This is a genomic window from Porphyromonas sp. COT-108 OH2963 (genome assembly GCF_000768895.1).
In the GTDB taxonomy this organism is placed as follows: domain Bacteria; phylum Bacteroidota; class Bacteroidia; order Bacteroidales; family Porphyromonadaceae; genus Porphyromonas_A; species Porphyromonas_A canoris.
Genome location: NZ_JRAP01000007.1, coordinates 172786 through 192082 on the forward strand (window position 1 = coordinate 172786; position 19297 = coordinate 192082).

The following is a 19297-nucleotide window of genomic DNA, read 5'->3' on the forward strand; positions in this document are numbered from 1 at the left end:
TTGTGCTGTAGATGATGCTAATAGTTTCATGGGTTTTGCTAACTTTGTTTAGCATGGACTAAATAAGGTCTTTGATGATATATGATGAACTACCCTCTTTTGGACAATATAAACACTCCCGGAGATATTAAGCATCTGAAGGAAGAAGAACTCCCTCTACTTTGTGAAGAAATTCGTCTCTTCCTTATAGACACACTAAGCAGAAATCCCGGACACCTTGGAGCAGGACTTGGAGTGGTAGAGCTAACAGTAGCTCTACATTATGTTTATGACACACCTGAAGACAAACTTATTTGGGATGTTGGGCATCAGGCGTATCCTCATAAAGTTTTGACCGGAAGGAAAGACCGCTTCGAAACATTGCGTAAATGGAACGGATTAAGTGGCTTTCCATCTAGAGCAGAGAGTTCTTATGACGCTTTTATTGCAGGACATGCATCTAATTCTATATCCGCAGCGTTGGGGTTTTCCGTTGCGAACAGGCTTTGTGGTAGAAAAGAGAAAGTGGTAGCAATCATTGGTGATGGTTCTATGACCGGAGGGCTTGCCTTTGAAGGAATCAATAATGCATCAAACTCTCCCAATGATCTTCTTATTATTCTGAATGATAATAATATGTCCATAGATCCCAGTACGGGAGGACTAAACAAAGCTTTGGTAGATCTCATCACTAACAAGACCTACAATAAGCTAAGATATACGGCGTACAAAGGGCTATCAAGTATGAACTTGATGGACAAACAGAAAAAGAAAAAGGTCGTAAGATTTCACAACAGTATAAAATCTCTGTTTTCTGAGCACAGAAATCTTTTTAATGGGTTTGATGTGAGATACTTCGGTCCGGTAGATGGACATGATGTGATTTATCTGGTAAAGGTTCTTAGAGACATAAAGGAGTTTTCCGGTCCAAAGCTTTTACATCTTATCACAACGAAAGGAAAAGGTTACAAGCCTGCGGAAGAAAGTCAGGTTGTATGGCATGCCCCGGGTAAGTTTAATAGTAAAAACGGAGAGCGCCTATCCTCATCAAGTGATCATCCTCAACCACCTAGGTATCAAGATGTTTTTGGAGAAACTCTTGTAGAATTAGCTGAAATGGACGAGCGAGTTGTAGGAGTAACTCCTGCAATGGCAACTGGATGCTCTATGACTTTGTTGCAAAAAAGATTTCCGGAAAGGACCTTCGATGTAGGTATAGCAGAAGGACATGCCGTAACTTTTTCTGCGGGTCTTTCTCTATCCGGACTTATTCCGTTCTGCAATATCTACTCTACTTTTTCTCAACGCGCTTATGATAATATTATTCATGATGTAGCCATGCAAAAAGCCCCTGTAATATTCTGCTTCGATCGTGCAGGATTGGTAGGTGAAGATGGTTGTACTCATCATGGACTTTACGATATTGCTTCGCTTCGTACCATTCCGGGACTTGTTCTCTGTTCTCCCAGAAATGAAATGCAACTCCGGAATATGATGTACACAGCATACAAGCATCCGGAGTTCTGCCCCATTGTAATCCGATACCCAAGGGGAAGCGGACATACGATTGAGTGGAAAACACCATTGGAAGAAATGGAGATAGGAAAAGGAGAGAAGTTGAAAGAAGGTAAGGGCATTGCAGTATTGACCTATGGACCTATCGTATGCAATGCAATAGAAGCAATTGACGAAATGCAAAAAAACGGAGAACCAACTCCGGCATTGTACGACATGAAATTTGTAAAACCTCTGGATGATACAATTCTTCGAGAGATACTTTCTGAAGGATACAAAGCTGTGATTACAATTGAAGATGGATCACGAAAAGGAGGAATAGGAAGTGCGATCTTAGAGTGGTTTTCAGAACATTCGGAACAAAATCAAAATATACCCAAGGTATATATATTAGGTATTGATGATGAGTTTATCCCTCATGGTAGCGTTCCGGAGCAGTATGCTTATAGCCAAATAGACACACAGAGTATTCTAAAAAAGATAAAAGCGGTCTACGCCTCTCTTCTATAAAGTTATTTTCCTACGTATGAAGATATTTATTACCGGAGCCGGAGAAGTAGGATCACACCTTGCAACTCTACTATCGAAAGAAGATCATGACATCACAATCATGGACTCTGATGCTTCTCGTTTGGAGTTTGCATACGACAATAGTTTGGAAGTACTACCGATACAAGGGAGTCCGACGTCCTTGGCAGATCTCAGAAATGCCGGCATTGCAGGAAGTGATCTCTTCATAAGTGTCACCCCCGAAGAGAGTACAAATATCACAGCAGCCATACTTGCCCATAACCTTGGGGCAAAGAAGACCATGGCTCGGATCAATAACCAGGAGTATCTCGAAGATCCCAATGCCGCTTTCTTCAAAAACCTCGGTGTCGATTACATGGTCTATCCGGAATTGCTTGCAGCCCAAGAGATAGTAGATGGAGTACGTTTACCTTGGACAAGACAATATTGGAGTCTTTCGGAGGGAAGAGTTCAGTTGCTTGCAGTAAAAATGATGCCCGGAGCTCCACTATCGGGTATGTATCTTTCGGAACTCGCGAGTACAGAAAAGTACTTCCACGTTGTCGCCATAAAAAGAAAGCAGGAGACTATTATTCCCAGGGGTAACTCCAAAATAGAAGATGGAGATATTATATTCGTAACCTGCGAAAAGGATAATCTCGATAAAGTAAGGATCTTCTGTGGAAAAGAAAGATCAGAAGTAAGAAAGATCATAATGATGGGAGGCAGTAGAATAGCCATCAAAGCTGTGGAGCTGCTACCATCCAACATCAAAGCAAAAATCATAGACACGGACTATGAAAAGTGTAAGCAGATGGCAAAACGCGTTCCATCCAATACCATGATTATCCATGGAGACGGAAGAGATCCTCAACTTTTGCAAGCGGAGGGTATAGAGGATGCCCAATGTTTTGCTGCACTTACCGGTAATTCCGAAACCAATCTTCTGGCAACATTGGCTGCTAAACGGATGGGAGTGTATCGTTCTATTGCCCGGATAGAGAACATCGACTACCTCTCTATTGCAGAACAGATGGAGATAGGGATCCTTATAAATAAGAAGCTAATTGCTGTAGGAAGTATATACAGACATCTCCTCAATGTGGATGTAAATAACGTAAAGTGTCTGGCTATTGCCAATGCCGATGTTGTGGAACTGGTAGCAAAACCGGGGTCCAAGATAACTTCCAAACAGATCAAAGATTTGAAGCTCCCCAACGAAATAAGTCTTGGAGCTCTCATTAGAGATGGGAAAATGCAGCTTGTGGAAGGATCTACCGTAATACAACCCAATGATGTAGTCCTTGCATTCTGTCTTGGGCACTCCTTAATAAAGTTGAGACACTTCTTCTCCTAACAAAGAATCTATGCATCTGTTCGATAACATCAGACGGAAAGTGAACTACCGCTTCGTTGCCCGAATGTTGGGATTTCTCTGTTTATTAGAAATTCCCTTTCTAATCCTCTCTCTATCGGTAGGACTCTTTTACGACAAGTCTATCGTATGGAGTTTTCTCTCAGCCATTGTTGCGATGGCTGCAGTGGGAGGAACTCTTCTTGTTGCAGGCAGGGAGGCAAAACACTACAAGTCCGGGAGAAAAGAAGCGATGCTGACCGTTTCCCTTGCATGGGTTACCCTGTCTCTTTTGGGTATGCTTCCATATATTATCAGTGGGTACATTCCCAATCCGGCGGATGCTTTCTTTGAGACGATGTCCGGATTCACCACGACAGGAGCGACCATATTGGACAATATAGAAGCTCTACCAAAAGGGCTGTTACTTTGGCGCAGCATCACTCAATGGCAGGGAGGTATAGGTATTGTTGTCTTTGCTTTGGCTCTTTTACCTGTCTTCGGAGGATCAGGCTCTTTGGTCTACAACTGCGAGGCAAGCGGAGTTCTCCACGAGAAGTTCATGCCGAGAGCCGGCATCATGGCAAAGAAAGTTACCAACATTTACCTCATCCTGACCTTTGCGTGCGTTCTTCTCTTTTGGATTGGACCGATGGACCTGTTTGACGCTGTCTGCCATGCTCTCACTTGTGTGTGCTCCGGAGGATTTTCCACTCGGACGGACTCTCTGTCGTACTACAACTCCGCCTATACGGATGTCGTGGCGATGTTATTCATGTTTCTTGCCGCGACAAACTTCTCTCTCATCTATTTTGCCTTTACAGGGAAGCCCAAGAAGCTCATACAGGACACGGAGTTCAGATGGTTTCTCTCCATTGTGGTTATTGTAGGGTTTGCCTCTTCGGTCTGGATCTATATGAAAGGAATCATTGACGCTCCTCTGGAAGCTCTCAGGCACGGATTCTTTCAAGTCATCAGCCTCATTTCCACTACGGGCTACTACACGGTAGATTATGACGGCTGGCTCTCGTTCTTTGCTCTGCTCGCGCTCTGTATCATGTTTGTTGCGGGCTGTACCGGCTCCACGAGTGGGGGGCTCAAGGTCGGTCGCTTTCTCATTCTTGTCAAGAACCTACTCAACGAGATACGCAAGCGGACTCATCCCAATGCGGTACTGCCGGTAAGAGCGGACAATATCGTGATTCCGACAAGATTTGTGGGTCAGGTCGGCACATTTTTCTTCGCTTACTCGATGCTGATCTTGCTCTGTATTTTATTTCTCACCGTTGAAGGGATAAAGCTCGACAGTGCTGTCTCCGTAGCCGTTGCGTGTATCTCCAACAGCGGTCCGGCGTTAGAGTCTTTCGGACCTACGGAGAGCTACGCTGCTTTAGGGTCAGTCTCCAAGATCGTGATGTCTTTGATGATGATGATCGGTCGCTTGGAGATTTTCACTGTTTTGGCAGTCTTTCACGGTGGTTTTTGGAAGGACTGAAGTTTTATTCTCATCACATCAGACAACACACATATATGGGATTCAACATAGCTATCGTAGGAACCGGATACGTCGGGCTGGTGACAGCCGCCTGCTTTGCCGAAATGGGAGTCCACGTACACTGCGTGGATATTGACGAAGAGAAGATCTCCAACCTCAAGCAGGGTATCATCCCCATCTACGAGCCGGGGCTGGATGTAATGGTTCAGCGCAACATCGAAGACAAGAGGCTCTTCTTCCACACCTCGTTGGCGTCCTGCATCGAAGAGGTCGATGTCATATTCACGGCTGTGGGCACACCTTCGGGTTCCGACGGCAATGCGGATCTCTCTGCCGTGTATGCGGTGGCGAAGGAGATCGGGCAGCATCTATGCAGATATGCTCTCATCGTGGGGAAGAGCACGGTACCGGTCGGTACGGCAAAGAGGGTGAAAGAGATCATACAGGCGGAGCTGGATCTGCGCCGGGCGGATATTCCTTTCGACGTCGCCTCGAACCCGGAATTTCTCAAAGAGGGCAGCGCGATAAAAGACTTCACAAGCCCGGACAGAGTGATCGTCGGAGTGGATTCGGAGCGAGCCAAAGAGATCATGACACAGCTGTACAGACCCTTTCTGCTGAACAACTTCCGCGTCATTTTCATGGACATCGCCTCCGCGGAGCTTACCAAGTATGCCTCCAACGCAATGCTGGCGACCCGAATCAGCTTCATGAACGAGATGGCAAACTTGTGCGAACTCTTGGGCGCGGACATCGAAGCCGTCCGCCGAGGCATGGGTGCAGACAAGCGCATCGGCACGGCATTTCTATACCCCGGCTGCGGATACGGCGGCAGCTGTTTTCCAAAAGACGTCCGAGCCATCAGGCAGACCGCGCTGGAGCACGGGATGGATCTTACCATACTTAAAGCCGTGGACGATGTGAACAACAGGCAGAAAGAAGTAATCGTGGAGAAGCTGCTCCGCCACTATGGCGACACCCTTCGGGACAAGACCGTTGCGGTCTGGGGGCTATCTTTCAAGCCCGAAACGGACGATATGCGGGAAGCCACTTCCGTCGTCGTCATTGCCCGACTTCTCGCTCTCGGCGTGCGTATCCGTGTGTACGATCCGGTCGCCATTCCCGAAGCCCGAAAGCACTTCGGCAGCCGCGTAGAGTATGCCGAAAGTCTCTACTCCGCCTCCGAAAAAGCGGATGCGATACTACTCCTGACCGAGTGGAAACAGTTCAGAATGCCTCTGTGGCAGCGCATCATTTCGTCCATGAAACCGAATCCCGTTCTAATAGATGGCAGAAACATCTACAACAAAACGGAGCTCGAACAAGCCGGACTCATCTACTACGGCATAGGCAAATCTTAGCAGCCGTGCGCCCTGTGGCGATGCGCCATGCCGAGAGGCAGGGCGCGCCATTGCCATCCGCCCATGCTTCCTCCCCTCGAAAGCCGGTACCACTCCCCTCCCCAAGAGAGACACCCCGTCACCGGAAAGCCATCATGTACTGATAAGAAAGAGATTTTTTGCAGACAGCCTCAGAGACAACGTCTCGGAAGTGAGGTTTGGGGAGCGTTTTCGGGAACGAAACCGGGTCCGAATCTCGAAAGCAAAACAGCAAAAAAAGTACCCTGCAAGGGTCTCAAAACCCGCCACAATTTCCATCTCCGTATCTTGCTCATATAGAGGGAGATAAACCTTCTTCCGTAAAGGTCTGAATTTTTGTACGTACGAAAATTTTTTTTTGTACGTACGAAAATATTTTTTTGTACGTACGAAAATATTTTTTTGTACGTACGGAATTTTTTTTTCGTGCGCACACAAATTTTTTTTCGTGCGCACGGAAATTTTTTTTCATGCGCACACAAATTTTTTTTCGTGCGCACAGAATTTTTTTTTCGTGCGCACACAAATTTTTTTTCGTGCGCACGTAAATTTTTTTTCGTGCGCACAGAAATTTTTTTTCATGCGCACAGAAATTTTTTTTCGTGCGCACAGAAATTTTTTTTCGTGCGCACAGAATTTTTTTTACGTGCGCACGGGAAATTTTTTCCTATACTACACTCTGTAGTTTCGGATCGTACAAAACGCAACAAGCCCGGTATCGAAACCTCCGAAAAGGAGCGATACCGGGCTTGTTTATGAGATGGGGCGTTATCAGCTGAGTCCTTCGATCTGTCCTTTGACGATGTCTATCTGATTGGCCGACGGAGCCTTGGGAAGTCCCGGCATACGCATCACATCACCCATGAGCACGACGATCATCTCTGCTCCCGCGTTGAGCACTACGTCCGTTACCTTGAGGTCGAATCCGGACGGTGCGCCGTAGAGCTTGGCGTTGTCGGTGAACGAGTACTGTGTCTTGGCGATGCAGACCGGGAAATGAGCGTACCCAAGCTCCTCTATGCGCTTGATCATCTTGGTGGCTCTGCCGGAGAACTCTACCATGTTGGCCCTGTAAATCTCGTGGCTGATCTTTTCGACTTTTGTGCGAATGGAGTCTTCCAAATCGTACACATACTTCAAAGGCTTGGACGGAGTCTCCTCCACCATTCTCACAACCTCTTTGGCAAGTGCCACGGCTCCCTCTCCACCTTTGGCAAATGCCTCGTTGATGGCAAAAGAGACACCTTTCTTCTCGCAATAGTCCGCAACGGCTTGGATCTCGTCATCGGTATCCGTCGGGAACCTGTTGATGCAGACACAAACGCTTTGACCAAACTTCAAAAGGTTCTCGACGTGGCGGTCCAGGTTGCAGAATCCTTCCTGAAGAGCGGAGACGTTCTCGGTCTTGAGGTCTGTTTGCGGCACTCCGGCGTGGAGCTTGATCGCTTGGACGGTGGCAACAAGCACGGTCAACGCCGGCTCAAGCTCTCCCACGCGACACTTGATGTCGAAAAACTTTTCACCACCGAGATCCGCTCCGAACCCCGCCTCCGTAACAACATAATCACCATACTGAAGAGCCGTCTTTGTAGCCACAAGAGAGTTGCAGCCATGAGCAATGTTCGCAAAAGGTCCGCCGTGAATGAGGGCAGGGGTCTGCTCGATGGTCTGAACAATGTTCGGGTTAAAAGCATCCTTCAACAGCACCGTTATCGCTCCTGCAATGCCCAGATCCTTTACGGTGAAGGGTGTGCCGTCGTTCAAGTAACCGAGCACGATGTTCTCTATCCTTCTGCGAAGGTCTCTGAGGTCTTTCGCCAAGCAGAGAATAGCCATCACCTCAGAAGCCGGAGTGATGTCGAACCCTGTCTCGGCAGGTATGCCGTTGTTGATGCCGCCAAGACCGGTTACCACCGTTCTCAAGCTGCGGTCGTTCACGTCCAAAACCCTCTTCCAAACCACCTGCTTGAGAGCCTTTTCTGTATTTCTGTTCTGATAGATATAGTTGTCCAAAAGAGCAGAAATCATATTGTTGGCCGAAGTGATCGCATGAAAGTCTCCGGTGAAATGGAGGTTTATCTTTTCCATCGGGAGCACTTGCGCGTACCCACCACCGGCAGCACCACCTTTCATACCGAAACATGGTCCCAACGAAGGCTCGCGAAGTGCAACGAATGCGTTCTTGCCTATCTTATTAAGCCCTTGAGCCAAGCCGATGGATACCGTTGTCTTACCGATACCGGTCTTTGTCGGAGTGATCGCAGAGACAAGGATGAGTTTTCCTTTAGGCTTATCATCGACACTCTTATCCAGAGCGTCCAGATTGATCTTACCCATGTTCCTGCCATAAGATTCTACGGCATACTCCGAGAATCCTGCCCTTTTCGCAACCTCGATTATGGGTGAAAGGGTTGCCTCGCGAGCTATTTGAATGTCTGTTTTCATTTAGTGCTAATATTAAAATTTGAATAAGTAGTATAGTTTCAGCGAATAAGTCTGTTCGGAAGACTTCCCGAAGTAATCCTTCCTTTTATTTCCATATATCTCTCCAAGAGCATAAACGTAGGTCGCTCTAAGACCAAGCACCCACTTTTTGGACTGATACTCCAACCCGGGACCTCCCCCTATTCCCCATGCAAACTTGTTCTCCACCGGCATGCTGTGCTGCTGGGTTACCACAGAATAAGATCCACCTTCCTTGTAGGTGGATTCACTGCTTTCGGAGAGCAGCCATCCGAAATTGGGTCCGGCATCCAGTGTCAGCTTTACCGGGCTGTTAAAGGCATCTATAATAAGATGTGTCATAAAGGGGATATTGATCCAGCGGAGAGTACGGGAGTATTTAAGATTAGGATAATCATCGTTCTGCTCTGTCCATCCTCTGTCCGAGTAAGAAGCCTCAAGCCATATACCTGCTTCGATAGATGTCCATGGAAGCTGCCCCATATCTGCTCGCAGCACAATCCCGGCGTCGTAACCGAAACGTATCTTCTGCTTAACTTCGGGCTGAAAGATCATATACTGTCCATTGGCACCGGCAATCAACCCGGCCATGAACTGCGTCTTGCCACGACTATATCCGAGCATCTGCTTGATCTCAGTGATACTCTGACCTCTGACCGGAAGCATCCAAAGAGAACAGAGTGAGAGGAATAGAAAAAATCTCTTCAGCATATCTTTTACTCTACGGAGAGCTGTCCCTCCCTGTATGTTACGAATAAGACTCCATTGTTAATATGTGCCACACTCTCTTCAGAAGTAGAAAAGCCCAAGTTGCTCTGCACTCCGCGAAGCTGCGGATAAGTAATATATCCGGAATGATCTATCTCTCCGTCACTCTTTCCATAGGCCATAAAGTAACGGGTAATATCATATCCCAAAAGTCCGTATCTCGGATAGACATTCGCCATATTGCGTCCGAACCATGTAAAGTATTCGCGAGAAAGGTGTCTGTATTCGGGGGAGTTCTGATCTACATAAAACATTGAGTAGTAAGAGACAGGCACTCTACGGAACAGCGGCTTCAGCGATGTCTCATACATTTGCCAGTCTGGATAGCCGAATACTTCGATAGAAATCTCTTCATTCTGAACCTTGGCAACAGTTTCCAACAGCTCTTGGAGCACCACCTTGGTAGCAGCAGTAGGTACCACAACTATCTTTCCGCCTTTAGAGAGAGCTATCTCCGTCAGCTTTTCAGGAGATAAAGTCTCTTCCGTGTTCAGGTAAAAGTGTCGAACCTGATTGCGAGTCATCTCTCCGGTCAAAGCATTCAGAAAAGCATCTTTTCTCTCATCGCTTCTGCTCTTGCTGCTGTTGAAGATCAAAACGGGAAGATTGCCGTACTTCTCTACAAACTTTTCCGCAACCAGCCTATGCGTGCTCTCGTGAGGAGGGTTTATTTGAAATAATGAACGATTTTCTTTCGCGCCACTCTCTACCTTTGATGCAAAAGGCAGCACATACTTTGCTCCCTTCTCTTTTGAGAATGCAGACAGTTGGGCGATAGAAGCATCCGAAACTCCGCCAATAACGACATCCACTCGTTTAGTCTCACGAAGGGTGGTAAGAGAACTTTCCATTTCGCTATCGGAACAGTCCACCACATGAAGTTCTACATTTCTCCCTCTATCCTTTTCGTGCTTAAGAGCCAAAAGCAATCCTTCATAAAACTCCACATAACGGCGAGAAGTATCCTCTTTGAAAGGGAGAGCCAAAACCATGCTCGTTACTCCGAAAAGAGTGGGAACAGAGGGAGATATTGTCCTTTCCTCTCCGGAAGTCGGATAAGATGGCAGATGAGGCATACTATCATCGGGAATCAAGATCACCTGACCGGCAATAAGTCCCTTCTTCAAAGTTGGATTGTATCTGTATAGTTCATCTTCCGTCCATCCCGTGATAGAGAGAAGATTATATATTGTCTGCCCCGATTGGACTGTATAGTTCTTCAACTTCCTTGTCTGTACAGGGATTGCCGGAGAGCTATCCGTATCCGAAAAGTTCCGAGAGACGGGAGGAATTTTGAGTACCATGCCTACATGAATGCTTGCATCATCTTTCAGGTTCGGATTGGCTCGCATCAGATCCTCCATCGTAACGCCATAGCTCTTGGCAATGAGTAGGAGGGTCTCACCTTTCTCCACGCTGTGATAGGTGTCTTTTCTTACCGGAGCAACCTTCTTGCCACTCTGAGCCTCCGGTATCAAGAGGGTCTGTCCGGTTACGATCTTCTCTCTTGCTCCCGGATTGAGAGCATAGAGCTGCTCGGTGGAGATGTTGTACTGTTTTGCTATCCTGTAAGCATTTTCCCCGGCCTGCACTATATGTTTACGCGTCTGCTGAGCATAGAGACCGCATACACATACTACTGCCAATGTAAGAACAAATAAAAGTCGTTTCATATTTTCACTTTATCCGTTTAGTCTTAGACGATAAAGAGCCGAATACTCCCCGTAAACTGCTTTCCATAGTCTTAGGGTACAAAGATATAAACTTCGTACACACTATGGTATCAACGAGGAGGAAATAATTGTTATATTTGCTCACATAAACCATCTAAGCTTCTATCATTATTATGTATTACATCGTCGTCAATGAAAAGAAAGTAGGTCCGGTATCTCTGGAAGGGCTCAAAGATTTTTACTTGAGAAATGACACATTGGTCTGGAAAGAAGGACTCGAAAAGTGGACCACGGCAGAGACTCTGCCGGAGTTGGCTCCCTATATCTCCTCATACGGAAAGCCTGCTGCGATGAGAGCAACAGCCACTCCTTCCGAACCAAAACCTTTTTCTGCCATGGGAGTGGAAAAAACTCCGGAAATGCCTTCTTCCAAAGAGAGCAACGCTCCTAAGACGGGTACCGACACCAATCCGCTGTTCGACATAATGCCTCGAACATGGTTGTTGGAGAGCTTCTTCATCACATTTTTCTGCTGTAATATCTTAGGAATAATCGCTCTCACCAAGGCGCTGAGAGTGGAAAGCAACTTCCTTGCAGGCAGACAAACAGAGGCCTTGAGATACTCAAAAGAGGCAAAGAAATGGATACTTGTGGCTCTGTTTACAGGTATAGGACTTTACGCAATCTTTATCCTGCTCTACTTCCTTATATTTGCAGCCATCATCGCAGAAGGAGCCTTTGGAGGAATCAATATTTGATAGAGAGAGCGACAGATGAATAGGAAAAAGATATTCTTGTACCTCTCTCTCATTATCATCAGTATTGTCCTCGTGGGAGTTTATCTCTTCATAGATCCCGAAAGCTCAAGGTTCTTTCCCAAATGCCCTTTTCTTTGGGCATCGGGGTATTCTTGTCCCGGATGCGGTAGTCAAAGAGTGGTGCATGATCTGCTTAACGGAGATATAGTAGGAGCTTTCCGGCACAATGCACTCTTGACACTCTCCATTCCGTTGCTGTTGCTACTGCTTATTGCAGAGATACAACACAAAAGATGGCCCAGGCTCTATGGTATGTTGAATAGCAGTAAGTTCATCTTTGCTCTCATTCTCATAGTGATCCTTTGGTGGATAGGACGAAATATTTTTAATATCTGACAACGACATCTATATGAAGCTTCTTAGGAAGCGACACATTTACAAAAAAGGGGGAAGAGAACTATCAGATTCTCTCCCCCTTTTTCCGTCCATTGGGGAGTGCACTTTTATATAAAAACAGAAGCACCAACCCTCTGCTTTTTTCATTACCGATAAAAATCTTCTTTTCATCAAGAGAGTCCAATAAAGCGATAAACAACTATCAGTCAAAACAATATAAAAATCTCGAATTTGCGAACTTTTTTCCTCTTGGTCGGATTTAGGGGCTATTTTCGCGTTAATTGAAGTGAATTTTAACACCCCTATCTGCAAATAAATCCTAATGCAATTTTGAGCCAAAAAGTAGCAGAAAAGAGGAAGAAATAACTAAAACACTAATAACCATACAAGTAAGCAAAAATTCTAAACACGTTAATTGAATCCGGTAAACGTATTAAATGAAATCAGTAAACGTGTTCATTGAAAAATTAAACACGTTAAGCCGAAACAATATGNAAACACGTTAATTGAATCCGGTAAACGTATTAAATGAAATCAGTAAACGTGTTCATTGAAAAATTAAACACGTTAAGCCGAAACAATATGCTCGTTTAGCGTTTTGAGTGAACCCGTATCAAAAATCGTGTTAATAAACCGGAGCTAATTTAACAACTTGGTCATGCTCTGAAAACGACCTCACCGATCAAAATAGAGAGCAAGAAAAAAGCGAGCATTTTTCGGGATGGAATATATAAAAACAGAGCTGAGAAACTACCTCTTAATTCTCCCCAAATATCTCATAAAAACATTTTATTTTTCCGTGTCCTTTTCAAAAAAAATAAATTGACGGAATGCAAACCCTCCTATCCTTTTTTAGTCTCAAATCCGGATATAGGAAAAAACTCAATATTTACCACCAAACACTATTCTTCATATACCATCGTAACAATATTTAGAGTACCTTTGCAGGTAATGAGGATCTCTTCAGATGAGGACACTATGCGTCTTAGTCCACAGACCCCAAGGAAGTAAAGACAGAGAGTAAGCGGCTGTATTTTTAGCTTACATCAACATTACATGAAAAATATAACGACAATGGCAACCGGAAACCTTAAAAAGAAGTGGATCTTAATCCTACTCTTTTCCGCGATGTGTCTTGCTAAGACATCGGCACAGGAGACAAAATCTGCCTCCGATACAGAAAACGTCACAAGCCCTAAAGTAGCGCTGACGTTGGAGAAGGCCCTTGAGATTGCATTTGAGAAAGGACCTATGGTAAAGATCTCCGAGATGGAGATAGTCAAGAGCAAGTATGACAGCAAATCTGTTTGGGCAACACTCCTTCCCAGAATAGATGCCTCCGGAGACTATGGTTACACCATTAAGAAACAGGTGATGTATTTGGGCGGTAAAGGCAGCATGCCCTCTTTTCCCGGCATGCCGGATCTTTCCAAAGGGATAGAAGTGGGAAGGACACACAACATCAACGGCGGTGTTACGATAGGTATGCCTCTGATAGCGCCTCAACTCTGGAACAGCCTGAAGCTGAACAAGCAAATGGTGGAAAGCGCACTGCTGGAGTCCGAGCTATCGAAAGTATCTCTTACCAACAATGTAACGAAGGCTTTTTACGCTCTCATGCTTGCAGAAGAGAGTTTTAAGGTGATGGAACTGAGTTGGAACTACGCAAAGTCCACCTACGAAGACGCTTCAAAAAAGTATGAAGCCGGCATCATCCCGCTCTACGATAAGATACGAGCGGAGGTTCAGATGGGAAACATCGAGCCAAATCTCGTTAAATCCAGAAACGCTGTATCCTCTGCAAGGTATATGCTCAACATCCTCATGGGTGTGGATATAGAGACTCCCACAACCATCTCTCCGCTTGAAGAGGGATTTTTGGAACGTGAAATGGCAATGGAAGCAGAGGAGATGAAGAAAGGTGTACTCTCCATGATCTCCAACAATATAGATCTTAAGAAAACAGACCAACAGATAAAGATGCTAAAAACACAGGAAAGCCTGGTAAAGTCTGCATATCTACCCTCTCTTTCTCTTGGGGGATATTACAGGGTAAGTGCTATGGACGATACCTTTGTTCTCAAAGATTACCAATGGACTCCATCTTCTGCCGTTTCGCTTTCTCTTAAAATACCGATCTTCAGCGGTGGAGAGCGGTTGATGAAACTCAAAAAAGCAAAACTGACAACGGATCAGGCGATGCTTAGAAGAGAGCTTCAGAAAAACAATCTGCTTTCTGAAGCGATCACCCTAAACCAAAAGCTCGAAGGTGTATTCTCCAATATGCAGAGTGCTCGCAATACTGTAACGATGGCAGAAAAGGGGTATCAGATAGCCAAAAAGAGATACGAGACCGGAGCATCCACTTTGGTAGAGCTGAACGATGCCGAACTTGCTCTGCTGCAAGCTCGTCTGAACTATCAGCAGATCATATACGAATTCTTCTCCCTAAGTGCAGACAAAAAGAAGATGAACGGATACTACTTCCAAACAAGAGATATTGAACAGTAATAATTTAAGCAACGATATACGATAATCGCTATGAAAAAGACAGTTATGTACGGGCTTATGCTCTTTAACATACTATTCCTTGCCTCTTGTGAAGGTAAGAAAGCAGAAGACTCGAACCAGGATCAAAATGGCATAAAAAAGGTAACAGTCGGAGAGGTAGTACCTGATACGGTTCGCGTTACAGAGGCATTCACCGCCAATCTTGAAGCGTATGTTACCAATAAGATAGCTCCTCAAATTCCGAACAGAATATCCAAAATCCTTGTGGAAGTGGGACAAAATGTGTCTCAAGGACAGCTATTGGTAACTCTTGATGAGGCTAACATGACCCAACAGAGGCTTCAACTCGAAAACATGGAGGCAGACTTCAAGCGTATAGATGAGCTTTATGCTGTCGGAGGTATCTCCAAAGCGCAGTGGGAAGCCAAGAAAACAGCTCTCTCCGTTACACGTACGGCATTCAAAAATCTCTCTCAAAATACAATGCTTACAAGTCCCGTTGCCGGTGTTGTTACACAAAGGAACTATGACAATGGAGACATGTTTGCACAGATACCTATTTTGGTCATCGAACAGATCTCTCCGCTCAAGATGCGAATCAATGTGAGCGAGAAACATTTCTCGGAAATACGAAAAGGCATCAAGGTCTCTTTGGAAACAGATGTCTATCCGGAAGAAGAGTTTGGAGGGGTCGTTGCTCTTACATATCCTACGATAGACCCGAAGAGTAGAACATTCGAGACAGAAATCGAAATCAAAAATGCCAACCGGAAACTTCGTCCGGGGATGTACGCCAAAGCGACATTGGACTTCGGTACCAAGCCTGTGCTTTTAGTTTCGGACAAGGCGGTAAATACGCTTGCCGGTACCAACAAAAAGTATGTGTTTATTATAGAAAACGGCACAGCTATTCAGAGAAATGTCCGGCTGGGAAATCTGTATGGCAACCAATATGAAGTATTGGAAGGCTTACAGCATGGAGACAAAGTGGTAACCGCAGGTGCCACTAATCTTAAAGATGGTGATAAAGTAGAGTATTAACTCCTCCCCTAAAAATATAGTTTTATGAGTTTATACAGTAGTGCGGTAAAGAGACCTGTAACTACGGCTCTTATCTTTGTAGCTATAGCTATCTTGGGACTCTTTTCCCTTACAAATCTCTCCATAGACCTCTATCCCAAGATAGAGATCAAGAATGTGATGGTAGTAGCATCCTATCCGGGTGCAGGAGGAGAAGATATAGAAAACAACGTAGCCCGACCTCTCGAAAACTCCCTTAACAGTATCTCGCAACTCAAACACATCAAGTCTTCTTCAAAAGACAATTTTGTGGTGATTACAATGGAGTTTGAAGAAGATGCCGATCTGGATGCCGCTTCCAATGATATACGGGATAAGCTCGATGCGGTAAAGGGCATTCTACCAAAAGAGGTATCCAGTCCGCTGATATTTAAGTTCAGTTCGGATGATATTCCCGTTATGCTCATCTCTGTACAGGCAAAACAGAGTGCTGTAGGTCTCAATAAGATCATAGAAGATAAGGTAACGAACAGACTTGCAAGAGTGAATGGCATAGGTTCTGTCAACTTTGCCGGGGCAAGTCCACGAGAAATACAGGTTTACTGCGACCCATACAAGCTGGAAGCCTATAATATCCCAATCTCGACAATAGCCCAAGCGATTGCCGCAGCGAACAAGAATGTTCCTATCGGAAGCATAGACATTGGTAGCAAAACCAACTCCATACGTGTACAGGGAGAGCTATCCTCTTCCGATGATCTCAGGAATATTGTCATTGGTAACTTCCAAGGGAAAAATGTTTATCTCTATGACGTTGCCAGAGTCGATGATAGCATCAAAGAGAAGTATCAGCAATCCTATGCTAATGGAATAAGCGGAGGTATCGTGATGCTCTATAAACAGAGTGGCGCGAACTCGGTATCCGTATCCAACAAAATCAAAGAGGAGCTCCCCGATATACAAGCTTCTCTTCCGAGTGATGTGAATCTCCAGGTTGTAATGGATACTTCGACCAATATTACGAATACGATCAACAGTTTGATGGAGACTATCATCATCACGTTCCTTGTGGTTATATTGGTTGTACTATTCTTCCTTGGACGTTGGAGAGCCACGTTCATTATTATTCTTACTATTCCTATTTCTCTTGTTGCAAGCTTTATATATCTGTATGCGACGGGCAATACGCTGAATATTGTTTCGATGAGTGCCCTCTCCATAGCCATTGGTATGGTTGTGGATGATGCCATAGTGGTTTTGGAGAATATTACCACTCACATCGAAAAAGGAAGTTTCCCAAAACAGGCATCCATATTTGCGACAAATGAGGTAGCGATATCCGTTGTTGCTTCTACACTGACCATGTTGGCTGTGTTCCTGCCCCTTACTCTTGTACAAGGTATGACGGGGATCATGTTTCGTCAGTTAGGATTTATTGTCAGTATCGTTCTTATCGTCTCCACAGTAGCTGCACTCACCCTGACACCCATGATGAGTTCAAACCTCTTGAGGCGTACACCGAGAGACAGTAAAGCATATACCAAGATATTCAGTATCATCAACAGATTCTTGGATAAGGTTTCTGACATATATGCAAAAACGATTGGATACACCGTTCGTCATCGTACATTGACCATTGTAGTATCGTTCCTTGTATTTCTTGGATCTGTCATGATGATTCCTTTACTAAAAACAGAGTTTTTCCCGGAAGCAGACCAAGGACTTGTTACAGCTACTATTCAGTTTGCTCCTGCTACCAATCCTGAGACGGTAAAAGAGTTTACATCAAAATATACCAACTCTCTAAGGGAAAGATTTAAGGATGATATAAAAATCATCAACTACAATGTCGGTGCACCTGAAGACGATAATGCAAGATCCGCTATGTTCTCTGCCGGAGGAAGCGGAGCCAATTTATGGTTTACAATGACCCCGTATGAGAGCAGAAAGTTATCCAGTTTGGAACTCACGGAGATCATACGTAAAGAACTCTCTCAGTTCCCTGAGATTGTAGAGTCGCAGGTAACCAATGGTATGGGTAACAGCTTCGGAGGAAACGGTGTAGACCTTGAAGTATATGGTTATGACTTCTTGAACACATCTTATTTGGCTAAAACCTTTGCCGAAAAGATGAGAGCTACCGGTGTTGCAAGCCAGGTTACCATATCAAGAAAAGCAGATGTGCCGGAATACAGACTGATTTTCGATGATGAAAAGTTGGCGATGTACGGACTCACCAAAACTACTGCCGCCACTCAGGTTAGAAGTGCAGTGAATGGTATTGTTGCTTCGTACTTCAGGCAAGATGGCGATGAGTACGATATACGAGTGAGATACTCTCCCGAATTTAGAAAGGAACTTAGGTCCATCATGGAGATTATGATCATGACTCCAATGGGTACAGGTATCCGGGTACAAGATTTGGGACGAGTGGAAGAAGTGTCCATGCCGCCATCCATTGAGAGAAAAGACCGGGAGAGATACGTCAGCGTAAGCTGTATGCCTGCCAAAGGATATGCACTGAGCGATCTTGTGGAGACATCGAACCGTATCATGAAAGAGATTGGGGACGTTGAAGGCACCTCATGGAAACTCGCGGGAGCTTTTGAAAATCAGCAAAAGTCTTTCCAGGATCTCTTCTTACTCATGGCGCTCATCATTATTCTGGTTTACATCGTAATGGCTGCACAGTTTGAAAGTCTCATGGATCCGTTTGTCATTATGTTCTCTGTACCATTCGGGTTTACGGGGGTAATATTAGGTCTATATCTTACCAATACGCCTCTCGGAATCATGGCACTCATCGGAGCAATCATGCTCATCGGTATCGTTGTAAAGAATGGTATCGTTCTCATAGACTATACCCGTCTTTGCCGGGAAAGGGGTATGGGTCTCATCCGAAGCGTTATTACAGCCGGAGAGTCTCGTCTTCGTCCGGTACTTATGACTACGGCAACCACAGTGTTGGGTATGATTCCATTAGCGATAGGTATAGGCGAAGGCTCCGAAATGTGGCAGTCCATGGGTATGACAGTGGCTACCGGATTGGCTTTCTCTACTTTGGTTACACTTGTCCTTATTCCTACGATTTACACCATAGTGGGTGGCTATAAGATCAAACGCCAACGCAGAAAAGAGCTTAAGGGTAGAAAAGAATCTCGAATCATAAAAACAGGACAAGCATGAAAGCCGTATTCATATCTTTCAATCAAGCCTACTTTGAATTCATAAAGGATATTTTGGACAAGCTTCATCTGAAAGGATTTACCTATTGGGAGGAAGTCAGAGGGGAGGGATCCCGTACAGGAGAGCCTCATATGGGAACTCATGCGTGGCCGACTCTCAATGGAGCACTGCTTGTCATGGTTAGCGAAACCAAAGTATCTCCTCTGCTCGATGCTCTGCACGCATTAGACAAGAGAGCGGAGCAGCAGGGACTGAGAGCTTTTGTGTGGAATATAGAACAGACCATCTAA

General features: G+C 45.1%; 13 protein-coding genes. 10 read left to right on the top strand and 3 right to left on the bottom strand.

All coding sequences use genetic code 11. From position 1 onward, the window contains the following. The first annotated feature begins 81 nt into the window (after nt 1–81). From dxs to HQ39_RS03565, 4 genes are read left to right on the top strand one after another with little or no spacing between them, the layout of a single operon-like run. Nucleotides 82–2004, top strand: a complete 1923-nt coding sequence (gene dxs / locus HQ39_RS03550) for a 1-deoxy-D-xylulose-5-phosphate synthase (protein ID WP_036863777.1) — start codon at nt 82–84, stop codon at nt 2002–2004. 16 nt (nt 2005–2020) lie between these two features. Continuing rightward, on the top strand, nt 2021–3361 hold the full coding sequence (trkA, locus tag HQ39_RS03555; protein ID WP_036863780.1) for a Trk system potassium transporter TrkA: 1341 nt from the start codon (nt 2021–2023) through the stop codon (nt 3359–3361). A 10-nt stretch (nt 3362–3371) separates the two neighbouring features. Continuing rightward, the gene (locus tag HQ39_RS03560) at nt 3372–4853 is read left to right on the top strand and encodes a TrkH family potassium uptake protein (protein ID WP_036788789.1); all 1482 of its coding nucleotides are present in this window, start codon (nt 3372–3374) and stop codon (nt 4851–4853) included. 35 nt (nt 4854–4888) lie between these two features. Then, complete coding sequence (locus HQ39_RS03565; RefSeq protein WP_036863782.1) at nt 4889–6214, top strand: UDP-glucose dehydrogenase family protein; 1326 nt, start codon at nt 4889–4891, stop codon at nt 6212–6214. A 789-nt stretch (nt 6215–7003) separates the two neighbouring features. Here HQ39_RS03565 and HQ39_RS03575 read toward each other — a convergent pair. Genes HQ39_RS03575 through HQ39_RS03585 form a run of 3 tightly spaced genes read right to left on the bottom strand, consistent with a single transcriptional unit; the run spans nt 7004 to nt 11136 of the window. Beyond that, nucleotides 7004–8677, bottom strand: a complete 1674-nt coding sequence (locus HQ39_RS03575; RefSeq protein ID WP_036791948.1) for a formate--tetrahydrofolate ligase — start codon at nt 8675–8677, stop codon at nt 7004–7006. A gap of 12 nt (nt 8678–8689) precedes the next feature. Continuing rightward, nucleotides 8690–9406, bottom strand: coding sequence for an outer membrane beta-barrel protein (locus HQ39_RS03580; protein ID WP_052079410.1), 717 nt, complete (start codon nt 9404–9406; stop codon nt 8690–8692). A 5-nt stretch (nt 9407–9411) separates the two neighbouring features. After that, on the bottom strand, nt 9412–11136 hold the full coding sequence (locus HQ39_RS03585; protein WP_036863788.1) for a LysM peptidoglycan-binding domain-containing protein: 1725 nt from the start codon (nt 11134–11136) through the stop codon (nt 9412–9414). Nucleotides 11137–11309: 173 nt separating this feature from the next. Between HQ39_RS03585 and HQ39_RS09175 the strand changes: the two genes are divergently transcribed. From HQ39_RS09175 to HQ39_RS03615, 6 genes are all read left to right on the top strand, one after another. Further along, nucleotides 11310–11894, top strand: coding sequence for a CD225/dispanin family protein (locus HQ39_RS09175; protein WP_052079411.1), 585 nt, complete (start codon nt 11310–11312; stop codon nt 11892–11894). A 15-nt stretch (nt 11895–11909) separates the two neighbouring features. Next, nucleotides 11910–12290 carry a DUF2752 domain-containing protein gene (locus HQ39_RS03595; RefSeq protein WP_036846010.1) on the top strand — a complete coding sequence of 127 codons (381 nt, stop codon included), beginning with the start codon at nt 11910–11912 and terminating at the stop codon, nt 12288–12290. A 1056-nt stretch (nt 12291–13346) separates the two neighbouring features. Then, nucleotides 13347–14801: a TolC family protein gene (locus HQ39_RS03600; RefSeq protein ID WP_081965371.1), complete on the top strand. Its 1455-nt coding sequence runs from the start codon at nt 13347–13349 to the stop codon at nt 14799–14801. Between the two features lie 30 nt (nt 14802–14831). Beyond that, nucleotides 14832–15842 carry an efflux RND transporter periplasmic adaptor subunit gene (locus HQ39_RS03605; protein WP_036863794.1) on the top strand — a complete coding sequence of 337 codons (1011 nt, stop codon included), beginning with the start codon at nt 14832–14834 and terminating at the stop codon, nt 15840–15842. Nucleotides 15843–15866: 24 nt separating this feature from the next. Continuing rightward, complete coding sequence (locus HQ39_RS03610; protein WP_036863797.1) at nt 15867–19007, top strand: efflux RND transporter permease subunit; 3141 nt, start codon at nt 15867–15869, stop codon at nt 19005–19007. After that, the gene (locus tag HQ39_RS03615) at nt 19004–19297 is read left to right on the top strand and encodes a PG0541 family transporter-associated protein (protein ID WP_036791929.1); all 294 of its coding nucleotides are present in this window, start codon (nt 19004–19006) and stop codon (nt 19295–19297) included. The genes HQ39_RS03610 and HQ39_RS03615 overlap by 4 nt, the downstream gene beginning before the upstream one ends.